Below are 16377 nucleotides of genomic sequence, written 5' to 3' on the forward strand. Positions count from 1 at the left end.
AGACGCACCTTGATATGTTAATAACCCGCGTGGGTTTGGAAAATGATACAGCCATCAATGGCTTTCGCGTGTGACAGGGCGCGTGTCCTTGCCGACAAGGAAATCAAGATCAGCGCCCTTATCTGCCTGAAGAACCGTATCGACATACATCTTTGCGTAGCCACGCGTGTAATGCGGCGCGTCCGGTTCCCATGCGGCGCGGCGTTCAGCCAGAACCTCATCCGCGACCAACAAATCCAAAGCGCCAGCGCTAGCCGAAAGCCGCAGACGGTCACCAGTTTGCACCAGTGCAAGATTGCCACCCGCGTTGGCCTCGGGGCTAACATGCAAAACCACGGTGCCAAAAGCAGTGCCAGACATGCGGGCGTCCGAGACCCGCACCATATCGCGCACCCCCTCTTTTACCAGCTTGGCTGGGATCGGCATATTGCCGACCTCTGGCATCCCCGGATACCCTTTGGGACCGCATCCTTTGAGAACAAGGATTGTATCTGCTGTCACAGGCAAGTCTTCGCGGTCGATATTGGCTTTCATGTCTTCGATGCTTTCAAACACAAACGCTTCGCCTTCATGTTCGAGCAATCTTTCGGTCGCAGCGGATGGTTTCACAATGGCGCCATTCGGGGCCAAGTTGCCACGTAAAACCCGCAGGCCCGCCGCAGGTTTCAGCGGATTTTCAAACGAGCGAATAACATCGTCGTTGTAGCATTCAGCACCGTCGGCATAATCCATAATATCGCCACCCATCACGGTTTTTGCGGGGCGCAATTTATCCTTCAATTCTGATAATACGACGGGCATGCCACCCGCGTAGCAAAAATCTTCCATCAGGTATTTGCCCGAAGGCATGCAGTTCACAAGCAGCGGAATATCGGTGCCAATCTCAAAGTCGTCCAGCGACAGATCAATCCCCACACGGCCCGCAATCGCCAGCAGATGAATTACGGCATTGGTCGACCCGCCCACGGCGGCATTGGCCAAAATGGCGTTTTCAAACGCCGCGCGGGTCATGACCTGCGACAGCTTCAGGTCTTCTTCGACCATTTCAACGATGCGTTTTCCGGTCAGGTGCGACAGCGCCATGCGGCGCGCATCCACCGCCGGAAGGGCCGCATTTGTGGGCAATGACATGCCCATCGCCTCGACCACGCTTGCCATGGTCGACGCGGTGCCCATCGTCATGCAAACACCTTTGGAACGGCTCATGCCGGATTCCGCGTTCATGAAATCTTTGAGCGTCATATCGCCCGCGCGCACAGCCTCTGAGAATTTCCAGACATCCGTGCCGGAACCGATATCCTTGCCCTTGAATTTGCCGTTCAACATCGGGCCAGAGCTGACAACGATCGTCGGCAAATCAACCGAGGCCGCACCCATCAGCTGCCCCGGCGTGGTCTTGTCGCAGCCACCAAGCAACACAACGCCATCGATACCATAAGCCCGAATGCTTTCTTCGACATCCATTGCCAGCAAGTTACGAAACAGCATCGCCGTGGGCTTCATCTGGGTTTCCCCCAGCGACATCACAGGAAATTCCACCGGAAATCCGCCCGCCTCCCAAACACCGCGTTTAACGCCCTCGGCAAGGTCGCGCAAACCAGAGTTACAAGGTGTCAGTTCTGACCACGTGTTACAAATCCCGATGATCGGACGCCCATCAAACGCATGATCAGGAAACCCTTGGTTCTTCATCCAACTGCGGTGAATAAACCCATCTTTATCCTGTTTCCCATACCATGCGCGGTTGCGTTTTTCTTTGGTCATAGACGTGTTCCTTCGACGACCCACATGCGCTCTGGGAACGACCAAGGGAGCGTGATGCCATGGTGCATAAGATATGCGCCTGACAGCTCTAGGGTCTGATCCTTGAGGGCTGTTGTTCCACGCGAAAGGGTCGAAATTTCAGCGCGGTTTTTAAGAGAAATACGGTAGATCGCTGCAGGGTCAAGCGCGGTTAGTCGCAGGGGCCGCGGCGCGATCTGCTCTGAGGTCGCGGCTTTGCCCGCGAATACGACAAAGCGCCCGCCATCTACTGCCAATTGTTGTTCAGCGGTCACCGCCGGGTCCGCGCTATCTAGCCGCAAGATGTCTGCGAGCCGCATCCAATCGCGGTTGGTTTTCCACCAGCTTGTGACTTCAGACAGCACGGCAATTTCGCGCGCTTCCAATTCACGCGGGTCCATCTCAAAGCCCATATGTCGCTGTGCCGCAACCCACGCGCGGAAGGTGATATCAAGCGTACGCCCGGAAGTGTGGCAAACCCTTGGCCCTACATGGCTGCCAGTCACGGCGCTGGGCAAAAAGAGCGCCGCATCATGCTGAATGCGCAAGCGTTCAATCGCGTCATTACTGTCAGACAGCCAAACACGCTGGGTACGGCTGAGGATGCCAAAATCGATCCTCCCGCCGCCAGATGCGCAGCTTTCAATTTCCACCAGCGGGAAATCCGCACGCAGGCGCGCTAGCAGCGCATAGGTGCCGGTTGCTTGTGCCGCATCTGGCGCAGGCAAAACCCGATTATGATCCCATTTGATATAATCGATATCGTTGTCGCGCAAAATAGCGGTAATATGATCATACAGATAGGTGCGCACATCAGGCATCGCCAAGTTCAAGACATGTTGTTGGCGTCCTGCAATCTGATCCGCAGGGCCAAGAACCCATTCAGGATGAGCGCGGCAAAGATCGCTATCTTGGTTGATCATCTCGGGTTCAAACCAAATCCCGAAAGTCATCCCAAGCCCGTGCACATGATCAATCAACGGCGTGAGCCCATCCGGGAACTTGCGTGGATCAATCACCCAATCACCAAGGCTCGTCGTGTCGTCGTCGCGCTGACCAAACCAGCCATCATCAAGCACAAACCGTTCGGCCCCCAGCGCTGCGGCCCGGTCAGCGATATCGGTCAGAACCGGCAGGTCATGATCGAAATAGACGGCTTCCCAGCAGTTATAATGCACAGGGCGCGGCTGATCAGGTTTCGGCCAAGTCACAATTCGGTCGCGCACATGCCGCTGAAAACTGACAGCGCAACCGTTCATCCCGCTGTCGGAATAGGTTAGGTAAAGCGGTGCTGTTTGAAACTGCGTGCCGGGGGTGGTTTGCGTGCGGGCCGCGTGGCCAAATTGCACCTGACGACGGCCATCCTGTAGCTCTTCGGCAATCATCGTGTGACCGCCAGACCAGCCATAGTGAAACGCGTAGCATTCGCCGCTGGTATCTGTCGCGCCCGATATGGGTATCAAAAGACCCGGAAAATGCTCGTGGCCCGTGCGCCCGGTCCGGTTTTCGCGCATGTGAATGCCTGGTGCCCACGGGGTCCGGTTCAGCTGGAATTCGTCGCACCAACGCCCAGAGACATCAATCATATCGATAGATTGCTGTGGCGCGGGCATCACGGGTGCGGCAAGCCAATGCAGTTGCACCGGGATCCGCGTATCCAAGATCGTTTGACAGGTGATCACATGCGTTTGCGCATCAACCGCAAAATCAATGGTGAGCGTCAGGCCGTTAGCTGTATCCTTGCTAACCACTTTCAATCCAGCGCTTGCATCAACTTCGGTAGCGGTAAACTTTGGCAGAATGGGCGCGCCATCCCCGGCGCTTAAGATCAGCCCCGGTTGGCCTTGAAACGACCGCCCCGCTTCGGGGCAAATCGATAGATCGGGGTTCTCGTCCAACATGCCTCCTGCGATATCGATCACATGTGCGGCGCAAACCGCGTCCAGATCCTCGGACGCTGGCAAGGGCGCGCCCCAATAGACAACCTGCGGCAAACGGTCAGTTGCCACGGCTAAAACGAGCGTTTGTTGGCCATCATCAAGTCGATAAGCATCCACCATCTACTTCACCGCCCCAAGCGTGAGGCCCGCGATAAAGTGCTTTTGCATCAAAAAGAACATCGCGACGGGGGGCAAAGCCGCGACAATCGATCCTGCGCTCATCAGGTGATAGGCCGCGCGAAATTGCGAGTTAAATTCCGTGATCCCAGCGGTCACAGGCTGCGCGCTTGGACCTTGTGTCAGAACAACCGCCCAGAAATAATCATTCCAGATAAAGGTAAAGATCAGCACAGCCAACGCGGCAAGCGCGGGTTTCATCAGCGGCAGCACAACGTAGAAGAAAATACGCCATTCCGCGACGCCTTCGACACGGGCTGCCTCGATCAGCGGGAAAGGCAACGCACGGATAAAATTCCGCATGAATAGTGTGCAGAACCCCGTTTGGAACGCAATATGAAACAGCACAAGCCCTTGAATGCTATCATACATCCCCATGTTGATCGTCAGATCACGCACCGGAACCATCAAGATTTGGAACGGCACGAAATTGCCCGCGATGAACATAAAAAATATGAATAGATTGCCTTTGAACTTATAGATGCCCAGCGCAAATCCGGCCATGCTTGACAGTGCAACCGCGCCTAACACCGTTGGAATTGTGATGAACATAGAGTTCAGCAAATAGCGCGGCATGTTGGATTCAAGAAACACTTTGCCGTAATTTGTGAAGCCTTCAAAACTGGACGGCCAGCCCCAATAGTTGCCGTTGGCGAAATCCGCGGCAGGCTTGATCGAAAACATCGCCACAGCGATGAGTGGCAGCAGCCACAAGATCAAGGCAAAGGGCAGCACCGCCTGATAGGTCCGCTGATAGCCACGCGATTTTTTGGCAATAGGTGTCGGAAACATCAGCGTGCCCCTTTTTCGTCGCGCCACATGGCGTACAAAAAGTACCCAATAAAGCCGAGCATGATAAAGAATAGAACGACCGCAATCGCTGACCCATACCCCATGCGGAATCCAAATTCAGACAGGGATTCTTCGAACATATAGAACGACAGCACACGGGTTGATCCAAAGGGTCCGCCGTTGGTCATGACACTGATCAAATCAAACGACCGCAGCGCTCCGATAATGGTTACGACAAAGGCGATGAACGTCGCCGGTTTCAGCTGCGGCAAGATGATATACCACAGCATTTTGTAACCTTTGGCCCCATCCAAACGCGCCGCTTCGACCTGTTCGGGATCAACGGCGTTCAACCCGGTCAGATACAAGATCATGCAGTAAGCAGTCTGCGGCCAAAGACCCGCCGCGATAATCCCATAAGTGGCGAGGGTCGGATCGCCGAGGATGTTCACAGGCCCGGCCCCGAACACGCCTAAAATGGCATTCAACAGGCCTTCGCGCGGCAGGTAAAACCATGAAAACACTAGCCCAACAACAACCTGCGAGATCACGAATGGAAAGAAGAACAATGACTTATATAGTCGAATACCGCGCACAGTTTGGTTCAAAAACAGAGCGATGAATAACCCCGCAGGCACCGCCAGCAGGTACAGCGCCAGCCATTTGAGGTTGTTCCAAAACGATGTCTCAAACTTGCGATCAATATTCTGATCGCCGATGCCCAACAACCGTTCATAATTGGCCGTCCCGAGATAGGTTTTTTCGCCCAACCCGTCCCACTGGTGGAAACTGATCCAAAAGCTTTGGCCAATCGGAATGATCACATAGACCGCAAAAAACAGCATCGCCGGCAGTAAGAAAAGCCAAGGGGTCAGCGCGATTTCATTGCGCTTGTACCAGCTTCGCGATGTGGGGGTCACAGATGACATGTCATGGCCTTTGCGCAGATTAACACATGCGAAAACCTTGGCGCGGTTTGCGGATGAGTTAATGGATGGGTGCGCCCCCCGCATCGGCGGGAAGCGCGAGTTTCAAATTATTGGTAGATACGCTGACGCGCTTCTTCGAGACGCGCGAGGATGTCGTCCAGATTGTCGGGGAACACCATGAACTCTTGCAGGCCTTCCATGCCAACGCTGGCCATTTCCGCGGGAAAATCGCGGTCAAAGAACTGCGCGACGCCGCCTTGGGCCTTGGTTGACAGCATTGCAAAGCCCTGCTCAAGGAACTCATCCGCATCGACACCAGAAGCTGCGTTGATTGGCAGTTGGCCAAGCGCATCACCAGAGTTGATTTCAGTCTGTACATTTGCAGATGTCACATATTGCAGGAACGCACGTGCATTATCCTTGTTTTCCGCACCTGATGGGATGTGGAATGTATCGGTCGGTGCATCTTCACCTTGTGGATAATCGCCGATCAATGGGAATTGATAGAAATCAATCTGCTCATCCGTCAGACCTGCTTCGCGCATTGCGGCAACTGCAAAGTTCCCCATCAGGTAAGATGTCGCTTCGCCATCGATCATGAAGTTCAGGGCTTCTTGCCAAGAATACGACTGGTGATCAGCGATAAAGCCGCCCATGTCGATCAGCTTGCGCCAGTTCGCGAATGTTTCACGGACGCGCGGGTCTGTCCATTCAACTTCGCCACGTGCGAGCTGCATATGGAAATCAAAACCGTTCGTGCGCATGTTCATATAGTCGAACCAGCCGCCAGCGGTCCAAAGGAACTTTGTCCCGATTGCATAGCAAGCACGGCCTGAATCAACAATAACCTGACAGTTCGCGATTTCTTCGTCGAAGGTCACAGGCTCTGACAGGCCCAATTCGTTAAAGATGTCTTCGCGGTAGTATACGCCCCACTGATAGTAGGTGTACGGTACACCGTATTGCTTGCCATCAAGCGTCAGCGCCCCTTGGACCGCATCCAGCCCCGGCAGGTCGCCGTTCGCGTACATGTCCGAAATATCTTCGAACAGACCGGCGTCAACATATGGGCCCATGCGGTTAGCCGCGTACCAGTTCACAACATCAGGTGGGTTTGCGCCCAATGCGTTGCGGATCTGTGTTTTCCACGCTTCGCGGTCAACAACGGTCAATTCGATGTTCAGTTCTGGATGCATCTCTTGGAAGCCTGCAACCAGCCCTTCCATCACTGCGCGTGGCGCAGGGTTGGACATGTCAGATGTGATTTTCAGATCGCCAGATAATTGGTGGCCGTCCGCGAATGCCGCTGACGCTGCCATACCTAGCGCAGCCACCGCCGCGCACGAGGTTTTCAAAATGGAATGCATGGTTTCCTCCCTACTGCTTCCGTTGCAATATTTTGTCTCACTATATGAAACGTCGTTTTGCATATTGATACTAAACCGCGACTCGGTTACCGTTGTCAACAGTCAGCTGCGCGTTTACGCCAATGTCGAACGCGCGATTGGCAAAGGGAGACGCGACAAATAGGGAGGAAAACCATGGGCGTTGTGACCGGTGACGGCACAGTTGGCAAAGCACTGAGCGTGCTGGATCAGGTAGCGGGTATGGGCCGCCCTGTTCGCATGCGCGAATTGCTTGAGACTTCCGAATTCCCGAAACCCACGCTTTACCGTCTGCTGCAAACCCTGACCAATCAGGGTATGCTCACCTATGATACCGAGGCGCAAACCTATGCGCCCGGTATCCGCCTTGTCCGTTTAGCCCATGTGGCGTGGTCGCAGGCATCGCTTGCACCAATCGCCCGCCCGCATGTCGACGCGCTTGCCGCTAATCTGCGTGAGGCAGTACATGTCGCCCAAATCGATAGCGGCCAAGTTGTTTTTGTCGATAAGCGCCAAGCAAGCACAAAGTTTTCAACGCTCGCCCAAGCCGGGCAAGTCGCCCCCGCCTATTGCACAGGCGTTGGCAAAGCGATCCTCGCGTTTTTGCCAGAAGAAGATTTGGAACAAGCGTTGCTCCAACAAGCGTTCCACCGCTACACGCCTGCAACCCACACGAGCGCCGACACCCTGCGCGCAGAGCTTGAAACGATCCGCGCCGAAGGCATTGCCTTTGACCGTGAAGAACACGCGGCGGGCATCATCAGTATAGCCGCGCCCATATTGACACCAGCACGCCGCGTCGTCGGATCGATTTCCATCGCGACGGCCACCAACCGTCATTCGTTAGAGGGGCTAAAGGCATTCCGCCCTGCTTTGACAGAATGCGCCCACAAAATCGGGGCCGAAGCACAATCTTGGCAACCCCCAGCACTTCCCTAGTTGAAAGGAACGATCCATGTCAGGCGTAGTCATGAAAGATGTCATCAAACGATATGGTGAGGTCCAAGTCATCCATGGGATTGATCTTGAAATCGAGGACGGAGAATTTTGCGTCTTTGTCGGCCCATCCGGCTGTGGCAAATCCACGCTTTTGCGGATGGTCGCCGGTCTTGAAGAAACCACCCAAGGGGCCATGTCGATTGGCGCGCGCGATGTGACCCAAATGGACCCGGCAGAACGTGGCGTTGCGATGGTGTTCCAGACTTACGCGCTTTATCCGCATATGACGGTGCGCGACAACATGGGATTTGGCCTAAAAATGAACGGCCACCCCAAGGCTGAAATCGCTGAAAAAGTCGCCGAAGCCACGCGCATTCTCAAGCTCGAAGAATATCTCGACCGTAAACCAGCCGCCCTATCGGGCGGGCAGCGTCAACGCGTGTCAATTGGGCGCGCCATTGTGCGCGGCCCCGAAGTATTTTTGTTCGATGAACCGCTATCGAACCTTGATGCTGAATTACGCGTTGAAATGCGCGTTGAAATCGCCCGTCTGCACAAAGAAATCGGCGCTACGATGATCTATGTGACCCATGATCAAGTAGAGGCGATGACATTGGCCGATAAGATCGTAGTGCTGCGTGCTGGTCGGATCGAACAGGTTGGCGCACCGCTAGATCTCTACCGTGATCCAGACAACAAATTCGTGGCGGGCTTCATCGGCTCGCCTGCGATGAATTTTCTTGATGGCGTGTCCACAGGTGACGCTGTGACGCTCAATGATACCGCCGGCACCTTTTCCCTGCCTGTCATGATCCCGGCAGAGGGCACTGAGATCAGCGTTGGCATTCGTCCAGAACATGTCGAAGTTGACCCCAATGGTGACACCCACACAGTTGAATTGACCGAAGCCTTAGGCGGTGTGTCTTACGTACATTTGAAATCTGACACGGGCGCGAAAATCATTGTCGAAGAACGGGGTGACGAACGGTCGCGTGCAGGCATCCGCGTTGGTATCACCTTCGCGCTAGAGCGCGCGATGCTGTTCGACCGCAAGACAGAGCAGCGTATACGCTAGCAGCGGCACCCCACCGTTAAATCGGTGGGTCAACGCATTTCAGACCGACATCCGCACCAGAACTATCCGCAGGTTTAGGCGCGCCGCACCTAGCAATTTCAATTACACAAGCAACGCCTGCCGCTGTCATTTCAGGGCATACTTCACACGAAGCGACGCAACCGTTTCGACGGCCGCGCGCGCGTAAGCACAAAACTGCGCCTGTCGCCAACAAGTTTGTAAGGCTGTTTACGTCAAATTAAGAGGCAACCCGCCATAAGTCAGTCGAAGCCCAAAAGATGTGCCGATTGATGCAATGAATGGATCGCCTCTACGATGACAACTAATCCACCCCCATATCACCTCGCAGCGGTGATGACGCCAGAAGACTGCGAAAAGCTGCACGGCTACCTAAACGCAGCCTATGAATCTGCGATCATGATCAACTGTGGCGCCGTCACCCGGCTGCCGGGACTGGCAGCCCAGCTTTTAGTAATGGCGCATAAATCTTGGCAGCAACGTGGATTTGACTTTGCGCTGAGCGACATCAGTCCCGCATGTGCAGATAGCCTTGAAACATTAGGATTACAGCAATTGCTAGCGCAAAAAGGTGCCGCAGAATGAAAACACGTATTCTCGCAATTGACGATTCACCCACGATCCGCAGCTTGCTTACGATGGCGCTCGAAAAAGCCGGGTTCGACGTCACCACCGCCGTAGATGGCGTCGATGGCGTCCAGAAATTCCGCGATTCTGATGCGGACCTTGTCATCACTGATGTGAATATGCCCAACAAAGACGGGTTTGGCGTGATCGACGACATCCGCGGCGGTGAAAAAAACCGGGCAGTTCCTGTGCTCGTACTCACCACCGAAAGCGGTGCGGCACTTAAGGAACGCGCGCGCGCTGCTGGGGCGACGGGCTGGATTGTCAAACCGTTTGATGACGACGCATTGGTATCCGTCATTCGCCGCCTGACTGGAGCATAAGATGGCGAATGACCCTTCAATTCTGGACACATTTTTCGAAGAATGTGAGGATCTCATTGTCGCTTTGACAGAGGGTCTGACCGAAATGCGCGACGGCGCGGCGGACGATGAAACAGTCAACGCCGTCTTCCGTGCAGTGCATTCGATCAAAGGCGCAGCCGGGGCGTTCGCGCTTGATGAACTGGTGGGGTTTGCACATAAATTCGAAACCGTACTGGACGAGCTGCGATCAAACCGTCTGACAACGGACGAAAACTTACTGCGGGTCCTACAACGCGCGGGTGATGTACTGGCCGATTTGGTCGAAGCCGCGCGCGACAATATTCCCGCAAACCGCGATCAAGTCGATCCGGTGCTCAACGAACTACAAGCATTTTTGGGGGATGAAGACGACCAACCCGAAGAAGAGTTTGTGTTTGAGGCGATGACGCTTGATTTCGACAGTGCCGATGATCAAAGTGGCTACCAGGTTTCATTTAGGCCCGGTCCCGAATTTTACGCCTGCGGCCATGACCCTGAGCTTTTGATCAAAGCCCTCAACGAACTTGGGTCCGCAACAATAAGTGCCGATGATACTGCGTTGCCCGATGATTTTGCTGATTTCGACTGGGAAAGTGGCTATTTGACATGGACCATTGATATCCAAGACCTCGCAACTGACCTTGGCATTCTTGAGATTTTTCAATTTGTCGACGATCTGTGCGATCTTAAGATTTCGCCACGAGATACGCCACTTACCCCGGCGCAGCCCCAACCATCGAACCCGAAGATCTCCCAGATATTGCGCCAACCGCGCCGATTGAGGTCGCCCCAAAGGATGAGCACCCCTCAGTTGACACGCCGCCCGTAGAAGCACCTAGCCTTGGACCTAAAGCGGATGCCAAACCAGCCAAACGCAACGCAACCAGCCTGCGCGTTGACCCCGAAAGGGTCGACAGGCTGATCAACGCAGTGGGCGAACTTATCATCAATCAATCGGTTATCTCCCAACGTCTCGAAAAAGCTGCGATTCCGAATTCCTCCGATCTTTTTGCCGATTTGGATGATTACAAATTGCTCGCGCGCGAAATTCAAGAAGGCGTCATGGCCATCCGCGCCCAACCTGTAAAACCTCTTTTTCAACGCATGTTACGGATCGCCCGCGAGGCCGCTGATGGCACGGGCAAAGACGTGGCCATTGTGACACATGGCGAAAACACTGAAGTCGACAAAACCGTTGTTGAACGGCTTGCTGACCCGCTCACACATATGATCCGCAATGCAATTGACCATGGAATTGAAGCGCCCGAACAGCGCAAAGCCGCCGGGAAGCCTGAACAAGGGGTTCTTACACTCACCGCAAGCCAGCGTTCTGGTAGCATCGTCATTGAGATTGCCGATGACGGAGCTGGGCTAAACAGGACCCGCATTCGCGCGATCGCTGTTGAAAAAGGGCTAATTCCGGCTGATGCGACGCTCAGCGAACAAGAGATTGATCAACTCCTTTTTGCTCCCGGGTTTTCGACGGCAACTGAGATCACCAATTTGTCGGGCCGCGGCGTCGGGATGGACGTTGTTAAAACAGCGATCACGACGTTGGGTGGCCGGGTCGCGATCACCAGCGTGCCTGGCAAGGGCACAACGTTCTCAATCACACTGCCACTGACGTTGGCCGTCATGGACGGCATGATCATTAACGTCGGCGGGCAAACCATGGTCGTGCCGATTTCCAGCATCCTCGAATCAATTCGACCCAATACGTCGGACATCTCGCGGATCGGTTTGCACGGAGAGTTATTGCGTATCCGCGGGGAATATGTGCCCATCGTGGACTTGGCCGATCGGCTAGGGCATCCGCGCGATAAGCGCACGATGACGGAACGTGTGCTCCTCTTGATCCAGACTGAGGCCGTCCCTCAATGCGCGCTTGCGGTCGACGATATCTTTGACCAACGACAAGTCGTCGTCAAAAGCATGCAAGGCAACTATGGCGCGATTTCGGGCATTTCCGGCGCGACAATCCTGGGTGATGGCAAAATTGCTTTGATCATTGACCCCGACGCGATCGCGCTCAACGCAGCGCCACGCAATTTTGAAGAGGAGGCACTCCATGTCGCAGCAACCTGAAGCCCCACAAGCCAAGCAACTTGAATTTGTAACGCTTGTTGCTGGCGGTCAGAATTTTTGCGTTGAGATTACGCAAATTCGCGAGATTCGACGCTGGACCCCCGTAACGATCCTGCCTCACTCCCCCTTCCATGTCTTAGGGGTGATCAATCTGCGCGGCGCGGTCATTCCAATTATCGATCTCGCGGTCAAGCTCGGCTTTGAAAAAATTCAACCGACAGAACGCCATGTTATCATCATTACCGCAATAGAAGATCGCATCGTTGGGCTTCTGGTCGAATCCGTGTCTGAAATTCTTGGGGTGAGCGCGGATATGGTGCGCGAAACGCCCCGCGGCCCCGAAGACCCCGCAACACGTGCAATTCAGGGTATCATTCCCGTCGATGACGACATGACCAAAATCATTAACCTTAGTGCACTTATGCCAAGCCTAGACCCGGTGGCGGCATGACATCGACCGCTCAGCAAACGATGGCGCCCTTGCAGCCGGCAGAGTTCGCGTTTTCTGATGCAGACTTCAGTCAAATCGCAAGCTTGGCCTTGAAAAAGTATGGCCTGAACCTTCAATCTTCTAAAAAGGCACTGGTATATTCGCGTTTGGCCAAGCGGCTTCGCCAGCTTAAGATGAGCACGTTTGCCGATTACTATGCGCTACTTAACCAGCCGCAAGAACATGATGAACACTCACATTTTCTGTCAGCACTCACGACGAACGTGACCCATTTTTTTCGCGAGGAACATCATTTCACCTACCTGCAGAACATAGTAATGCCAAAATTGGTTACCAAGGCGCAGGCCGGAAGAAGCGTGCGCCTTTGGTCATCGGCCTGCTCATCTGGTCAAGAAGCATATTGTATGGCGGCAATCGTCAATGCAGTCTGCCCTGAATTTGCAAGCCTCGATATCAAAATTCTCGCCACAGATATTGACCCCAAGATCGTCGCACAAGCAAAACAAGGCACCTATCCAGATACGCAGCGAACCGCTATTCCAGCAGCGTTTCGCGATACGATGATTGCGGCAAATGCCACATCAGACGGGTCGATCACAATGCACCGAAAACTTAAAAGCCTCATTTCATTTGCCGAATTGAATTTGATTGGTGCCTGGCCAATGCGTAAAGAATTTGATGTCATTTTCTGCCGCAATGTCGCGATTTACTTTGATCCGGCCACTCAACATCGGCTTTGGACCCGTTTTCACGATTTACTGGCGCCGGACGGGCACATGATGATCGGGCACTCTGAACGTCTCGGTGGCCAGGCAGCCAAAAAATTTCACAACGTCGATATCACAACCTACCAAAAATCCATTGGGCACGCCCCGTTCTTGGACGAAAAGAAAGAATAAGACATGAGCCTCAAAGACTCGCTACGCGTTATGATCGTCGATGATATGGGGGTCAGTCGTGGACTGTTGGTCCAAGCCATTGAAGAGATGGGAATTTGGAAAAACCAAGCAGAAAACGACGGCCGCGCCGCGCTGGCAAAACTGATTGCGGATCCAGTGCACCTCGTCCTGTCCGACTATAACATGCCCGGCATGGATGGGTTGGAATTACTCAAAGCATTGCGTCAAAATCGTTCCACGGCGCGCGTCGGTTTCATACTTGTCACCGGCAACCCAACCGCAGATTTAGTGACCAAGGGAAAGGCTCTTGGGGTCAACAATATCATCAAAAAGCCGTTCACAACGGCAAGCATGAAACAATGTATCGAAAGCGTCGTTGGCCGCTTATGACAGAGCAGATTAAACAAATGGACCGCCACGATCTCAAGGCCGTTCTAAAAAACACGAGCGCTGCGATGCGCGAGTTGGGGCAAACATTGACCCAACTCGAAGAGGCGCTGCTTGACGATATGATGGCCGGAACCAGCATCGTACAAAATAAGCCAGCGATGCAGACCATCGATTTTTTGATGCAATCAATCGAGGAGCTTGCATTGATGTTTGACCGTATGGAGGCGCATGAACATGTCTCCGGTGAGGTGGATTATTTAGATGTAATCGCGCCAATCCGGTTGCAACGCATTCGCGAACACATCGCAGGTCGTCGAGCGCGATATGCGCAAATCAGTGAGCACCCAAGTTCCGATGGCATTTCAATGTTTTAATAGTTCGGCAAAGGGTCAAGCCCATCATGCAAACCAATGTCCAGACCGCCCTAGTTTTACGCCACAGGCACCACCTCGCAGTATCCGAATGGTTCCGCGCTAGGAGCAAGCAATGGAAACGATAAATGCGCCGTTCAACGGGCGTCCCGCGACTGAAAATATAGCGGCACGAAAATTTATTTTGTTGGGTTCATCGACCGGAGGCGTCGATGCGTTGATACAAATCCTACGCCATTTTGACTCGGATTGCCCACCGACGTTGATCGTGCAGCACACTGGTAGCCAGTTTGCGCAAAGTTTGATTAGGTTACTCGACGGTGCGACACGGGCCAAAGTTGTCGCGGCCCAAAATGGCGCAATGCTGGAACGCGGCATGGTCTATCTTTCGCCAAGCACTGAACAGCATCTTTGTCTTGCCGATAATCTGCCGCTGAGGATTGCGCTAAGCCAAAGTCCACCGCGAACAAGCCACCGCCCCTCCGTTGACGCATTGTTTGAATCTGCGGTTCCACATGCAGCAAATGCCACTGCAGCAATTCTCACAGGTATGGGAAAAGACGGGGCGCAGGGGCTTCTTGCGTTACGCCAAGCGGGCGCACAAACGGTTGGTCAGAACGAAGACACATCCATCGTTTATGCGATGCCGCGGGTCGCGCAAGCTTTGGGCGGTGTCGCACACGCATTGCCGATCACCGAAATAGGGCCCGCTCTGCTACGTGCGGCAACACAAAGGACCTAAAATGAATGTCACCCGCGCCCCTGATAAATCGCATCAAACCATCACGGTGATCCAAGGCGATTTCGCCGTCTCTGCGGATCCAAACATCGTGTTGTCCACCGTCTTGGGATCCTGCGTCGCAGTGTGCCTCTATGACGCTACGGCCAGCGTAGGCGGCATGAACCATTTTCTACTGGCCAGCAGTTCTGACGCTAGGTCGAAAGACCTACGCTATGGCGTCAATGCGATGGAGTTGCTTATTAACCGCGTTTTGCGCGCGGGCGGCGACCGCGGATCGCTGCAAGCTAAAATATTTGGAGGCGCCAAGATGACAACCCATGCAGGGGATATCGGGCGCAATAACGCCGATTTTGCGCTGGAATTTTTGACGCGCGAAGGCATCTCATGCGTGTCCCAAAGCCTTGGCGGCGATCAGGCCCGTCGCGTGCAGTTCACCCCGACAACGGGTGCTGCGCGTCAATTGCAAATCGCAGGACCAGAACCCGCGCTTAAACCTATGCGCCCCCCAGTAAGCGAAGCCCCCGATATCACGCTATTCTAGGGCTGTCCGTCGAGTGCTTGTAAACGCTTGAGCAACGATGATGTGTCCCAACGTCCGCCGCCCAGTTTTTGCACGTCCTTATAGAACTGATCTACCAAGGCGGTGACAGGGAGGCTCGCGCCGTTTTCATCTGCCGTGTCCAAGCAAATCCCGAGGTCCTTGCGCATCCAATCCACAGCGAACCCGTGGTCGAATTGATCGTCCAGCATGGTTTCAGAGCGGTTATCCATCTGCCAGCTTCCAGCTGCGCCTTGGCTGATGACTTCGACGACCGCGCGCCCATCTAATCCGGCTTTTTGTGCGAAATGCAGAGCTTCTGATAGGCCTTGAACAAGGCCGGCAATCGCAATTTGATTGCACATTTTTGTCATTTGACCGGCACCGCTGTCACCGATCCGACGGCAAATCCGGGCATAGGCGGCAAGCACGGGTTCCACGGTGTCAAAGCTGTCTTGCGCGCCACCGCACATCAACGAGAGAACGCCATTTTCAGCCCCCGCCTGCCCGCCCGAAACTGGCGCATCGACGAATGCGACGCCTAACGCAGCGGCCGCGTCGTGCAATTCGCGCGTTACCGCAGCCGAAACAGTGGTATGATCGACAAAGGTTGTCCCCGCTGCCATGCCCGCGAACGCACCATCCGCACCAAGGCAAACAGACCGCAGATCATCGTCATTGCCAACACATGACATCACAATGTCTGCGCCATCGGCTGCAGCGCGCGGCGTCGCGGCCATCTTGCCACCATGCGCTGCCACCCATTTTTCGGCCTTGGCCGCCGTTCGGTTATATACCGTGACGGCGTGCCCTGCTGCTTGCAGATGCCCCGCCATGGGAAATCCCATCACGCCAAGTCCTAAAAATGCGAGTTTAGCCATCGATCCACGTCC

General features: G+C 54.4%; 18 protein-coding genes. 12 read left to right on the forward strand and 6 right to left on the reverse strand.

What is annotated here, in order from left to right:
- Positions 1–54: 54 nt before the first annotated feature.
- The 5 genes from DS901_RS12160 to DS901_RS12180 all read right to left on the reverse strand — a co-directional run bounded on the left by DS901_RS12160 (position 55) and on the right by DS901_RS12180 (position 6987).
- Entirely contained in the window at positions 55–1764 is a 1710-nt protein-coding gene (locus tag DS901_RS12160) for an IlvD/Edd family dehydratase (protein WP_113777206.1), read from the reverse strand.
- Positions 1761–3842, reverse strand: a complete 2082-nt coding sequence (locus DS901_RS12165) for an alpha-galactosidase (protein WP_113777207.1) — start codon at positions 3840–3842, stop codon at positions 1761–1763. The genes DS901_RS12160 and DS901_RS12165 overlap by 4 nt, the downstream gene beginning before the upstream one ends.
- Complete coding sequence (locus DS901_RS12170; RefSeq protein ID WP_113777208.1) at positions 3843–4691, reverse strand: carbohydrate ABC transporter permease; 849 nt, start codon at positions 4689–4691, stop codon at positions 3843–3845.
- Positions 4691–5620 (reverse strand): carbohydrate ABC transporter permease, encoded by a 930-nt coding sequence (locus DS901_RS12175; protein WP_113777269.1) that lies wholly within the window; start codon positions 5618–5620, stop codon positions 4691–4693. The genes DS901_RS12170 and DS901_RS12175 overlap by 1 nt, the downstream gene beginning before the upstream one ends.
- A 107-nt stretch (positions 5621–5727) precedes the next feature.
- On the reverse strand, positions 5728–6987 hold the full coding sequence (locus tag DS901_RS12180) for an ABC transporter substrate-binding protein (RefSeq protein WP_181820854.1): 1260 nt from the start codon (positions 6985–6987) through the stop codon (positions 5728–5730).
- Positions 6988–7161: 174 nt separating this feature from the next.
- On the opposite strand from DS901_RS12180, the gene DS901_RS12185 reads away from it, so the two are divergent.
- From DS901_RS12185 to DS901_RS12240, 12 genes are all read left to right on the forward strand, one after another.
- Positions 7162–7944, forward strand: a complete 783-nt coding sequence (locus DS901_RS12185) for an IclR family transcriptional regulator (RefSeq protein WP_113777209.1) — start codon at positions 7162–7164, stop codon at positions 7942–7944.
- A gap of 16 nt (positions 7945–7960) precedes the next feature.
- Positions 7961–9019, forward strand: a complete 1059-nt coding sequence (locus DS901_RS12190; RefSeq protein WP_113777210.1) for an ABC transporter ATP-binding protein — start codon at positions 7961–7963, stop codon at positions 9017–9019.
- Between the two features lie 315 nt (positions 9020–9334).
- Positions 9335–9622, forward strand: a complete 288-nt coding sequence (locus DS901_RS12195) for an STAS domain-containing protein (RefSeq protein WP_113777211.1) — start codon at positions 9335–9337, stop codon at positions 9620–9622.
- Positions 9619–9987: a response regulator gene (locus DS901_RS12200; protein WP_113777212.1), complete on the forward strand. Its 369-nt coding sequence runs from the start codon at positions 9619–9621 to the stop codon at positions 9985–9987. Before DS901_RS12195 ends, DS901_RS12200 begins: the two co-directional genes overlap by 4 nt.
- Before the next feature lies 1 nt (position 9988).
- Positions 9989–10837, forward strand: coding sequence for an Hpt domain-containing protein (locus DS901_RS18990; protein WP_258546720.1), 849 nt, complete (start codon positions 9989–9991; stop codon positions 10835–10837).
- Between the two features lie 101 nt (positions 10838–10938).
- Positions 10939–12093, forward strand: coding sequence for a chemotaxis protein CheA (locus tag DS901_RS18995; protein WP_258546721.1), 1155 nt, complete (start codon positions 10939–10941; stop codon positions 12091–12093).
- Positions 12077–12544 (forward strand): chemotaxis protein CheW, encoded by a 468-nt coding sequence (locus tag DS901_RS12215; RefSeq protein WP_113777213.1) that lies wholly within the window; start codon positions 12077–12079, stop codon positions 12542–12544. Before DS901_RS18995 ends, DS901_RS12215 begins: the two co-directional genes overlap by 17 nt.
- Positions 12541–13443 (forward strand): CheR family methyltransferase, encoded by a 903-nt coding sequence (locus DS901_RS12220; protein ID WP_113777214.1) that lies wholly within the window; start codon positions 12541–12543, stop codon positions 13441–13443. Before DS901_RS12215 ends, DS901_RS12220 begins: the two co-directional genes overlap by 4 nt.
- Before the next feature lie 3 nt (positions 13444–13446).
- Positions 13447–13833, forward strand: a complete 387-nt coding sequence (locus DS901_RS12225) for a response regulator (protein ID WP_113777215.1) — start codon at positions 13447–13449, stop codon at positions 13831–13833.
- On the forward strand, positions 13830–14207 hold the full coding sequence (locus tag DS901_RS12230) for a hypothetical protein (protein WP_113777216.1): 378 nt from the start codon (positions 13830–13832) through the stop codon (positions 14205–14207). The genes DS901_RS12225 and DS901_RS12230 overlap by 4 nt, the downstream gene beginning before the upstream one ends.
- Before the next feature lie 112 nt (positions 14208–14319).
- The gene (locus DS901_RS12235; protein WP_113777217.1) at positions 14320–14946 is read left to right on the forward strand and encodes a CheB methylesterase domain-containing protein; all 627 of its coding nucleotides are present in this window, start codon (positions 14320–14322) and stop codon (positions 14944–14946) included.
- A 1-nt stretch (position 14947) separates the two neighbouring features.
- Positions 14948–15487 carry a chemotaxis protein CheD gene (locus DS901_RS12240; RefSeq protein WP_113777218.1) on the forward strand — a complete coding sequence of 180 codons (540 nt, stop codon included), beginning with the start codon at positions 14948–14950 and terminating at the stop codon, positions 15485–15487.
- Here DS901_RS12240 and DS901_RS12245 read toward each other — a convergent pair.
- Positions 15484–16365: an NAD(P)-dependent oxidoreductase gene (locus DS901_RS12245; RefSeq protein ID WP_113777219.1), complete on the reverse strand. Its 882-nt coding sequence runs from the start codon at positions 16363–16365 to the stop codon at positions 15484–15486. The genes DS901_RS12240 and DS901_RS12245 overlap by 4 nt on opposite strands.
- Positions 16366–16377 lie beyond the last annotated feature (12 nt).

It is taken from the genome of Loktanella sp. D2R18 (assembly GCF_003318235.1).
Taxonomy (GTDB): Bacteria; Pseudomonadota; Alphaproteobacteria; order Rhodobacterales; family Rhodobacteraceae; genus Yoonia.

What these genes read in the sequence shown, in the direction of transcription:
- DS901_RS12160 (WP_113777206.1), bottom strand. Translation starts at nt 1,764, where the DNA reads ATGACCAAAGAAAAACGCAACCGCGCATGGTATGGGAAACAGGATAAA.
- DS901_RS12165 (WP_113777207.1), bottom strand. Translation starts at nt 3,842, where the DNA reads ATGGTGGATGCTTATCGACTTGATGATGGCCAACAAACGCTCGTTTTA.
- DS901_RS12190 (WP_113777210.1), top strand. Translation starts at nt 7,961, where the DNA reads ATGTCAGGCGTAGTCATGAAAGATGTCATCAAACGATATGGTGAGGTC.
- DS901_RS12235 (WP_113777217.1), top strand. Translation starts at nt 14,320, where the DNA reads ATGGAAACGATAAATGCGCCGTTCAACGGGCGTCCCGCGACTGAAAAT.
- DS901_RS12200 (WP_113777212.1), top strand. Translation starts at nt 9,619, where the DNA reads ATGAAAACACGTATTCTCGCAATTGACGATTCACCCACGATCCGCAGC.
- DS901_RS12195 (WP_113777211.1), top strand. Translation starts at nt 9,335, where the DNA reads ATGACAACTAATCCACCCCCATATCACCTCGCAGCGGTGATGACGCCA.
- DS901_RS12175 (WP_113777269.1), bottom strand. Translation starts at nt 5,620, where the DNA reads ATGTCATCTGTGACCCCCACATCGCGAAGCTGGTACAAGCGCAATGAA.
- DS901_RS12215 (WP_113777213.1), top strand. Translation starts at nt 12,077, where the DNA reads ATGTCGCAGCAACCTGAAGCCCCACAAGCCAAGCAACTTGAATTTGTA.
- DS901_RS12180 (WP_181820854.1), bottom strand. Translation starts at nt 6,987, where the DNA reads ATGCATTCCATTTTGAAAACCTCGTGCGCGGCGGTGGCTGCGCTAGGT.
- DS901_RS12185 (WP_113777209.1), top strand. Translation starts at nt 7,162, where the DNA reads ATGGGCGTTGTGACCGGTGACGGCACAGTTGGCAAAGCACTGAGCGTG.
- DS901_RS12225 (WP_113777215.1), top strand. Translation starts at nt 13,447, where the DNA reads ATGAGCCTCAAAGACTCGCTACGCGTTATGATCGTCGATGATATGGGG.
- DS901_RS12230 (WP_113777216.1), top strand. Translation starts at nt 13,830, where the DNA reads ATGACAGAGCAGATTAAACAAATGGACCGCCACGATCTCAAGGCCGTT.
- DS901_RS12240 (WP_113777218.1), top strand. Translation starts at nt 14,948, where the DNA reads ATGAATGTCACCCGCGCCCCTGATAAATCGCATCAAACCATCACGGTG.
- DS901_RS12170 (WP_113777208.1), bottom strand. Translation starts at nt 4,691, where the DNA reads ATGTTTCCGACACCTATTGCCAAAAAATCGCGTGGCTATCAGCGGACC.
- DS901_RS12245 (WP_113777219.1), bottom strand. Translation starts at nt 16,365, where the DNA reads ATGGCTAAACTCGCATTTTTAGGACTTGGCGTGATGGGATTTCCCATG.
- DS901_RS12220 (WP_113777214.1), top strand. Translation starts at nt 12,541, where the DNA reads ATGACATCGACCGCTCAGCAAACGATGGCGCCCTTGCAGCCGGCAGAG.
- DS901_RS18990 (WP_258546720.1), top strand. Translation starts at nt 9,989, where the DNA reads ATGGCGAATGACCCTTCAATTCTGGACACATTTTTCGAAGAATGTGAG.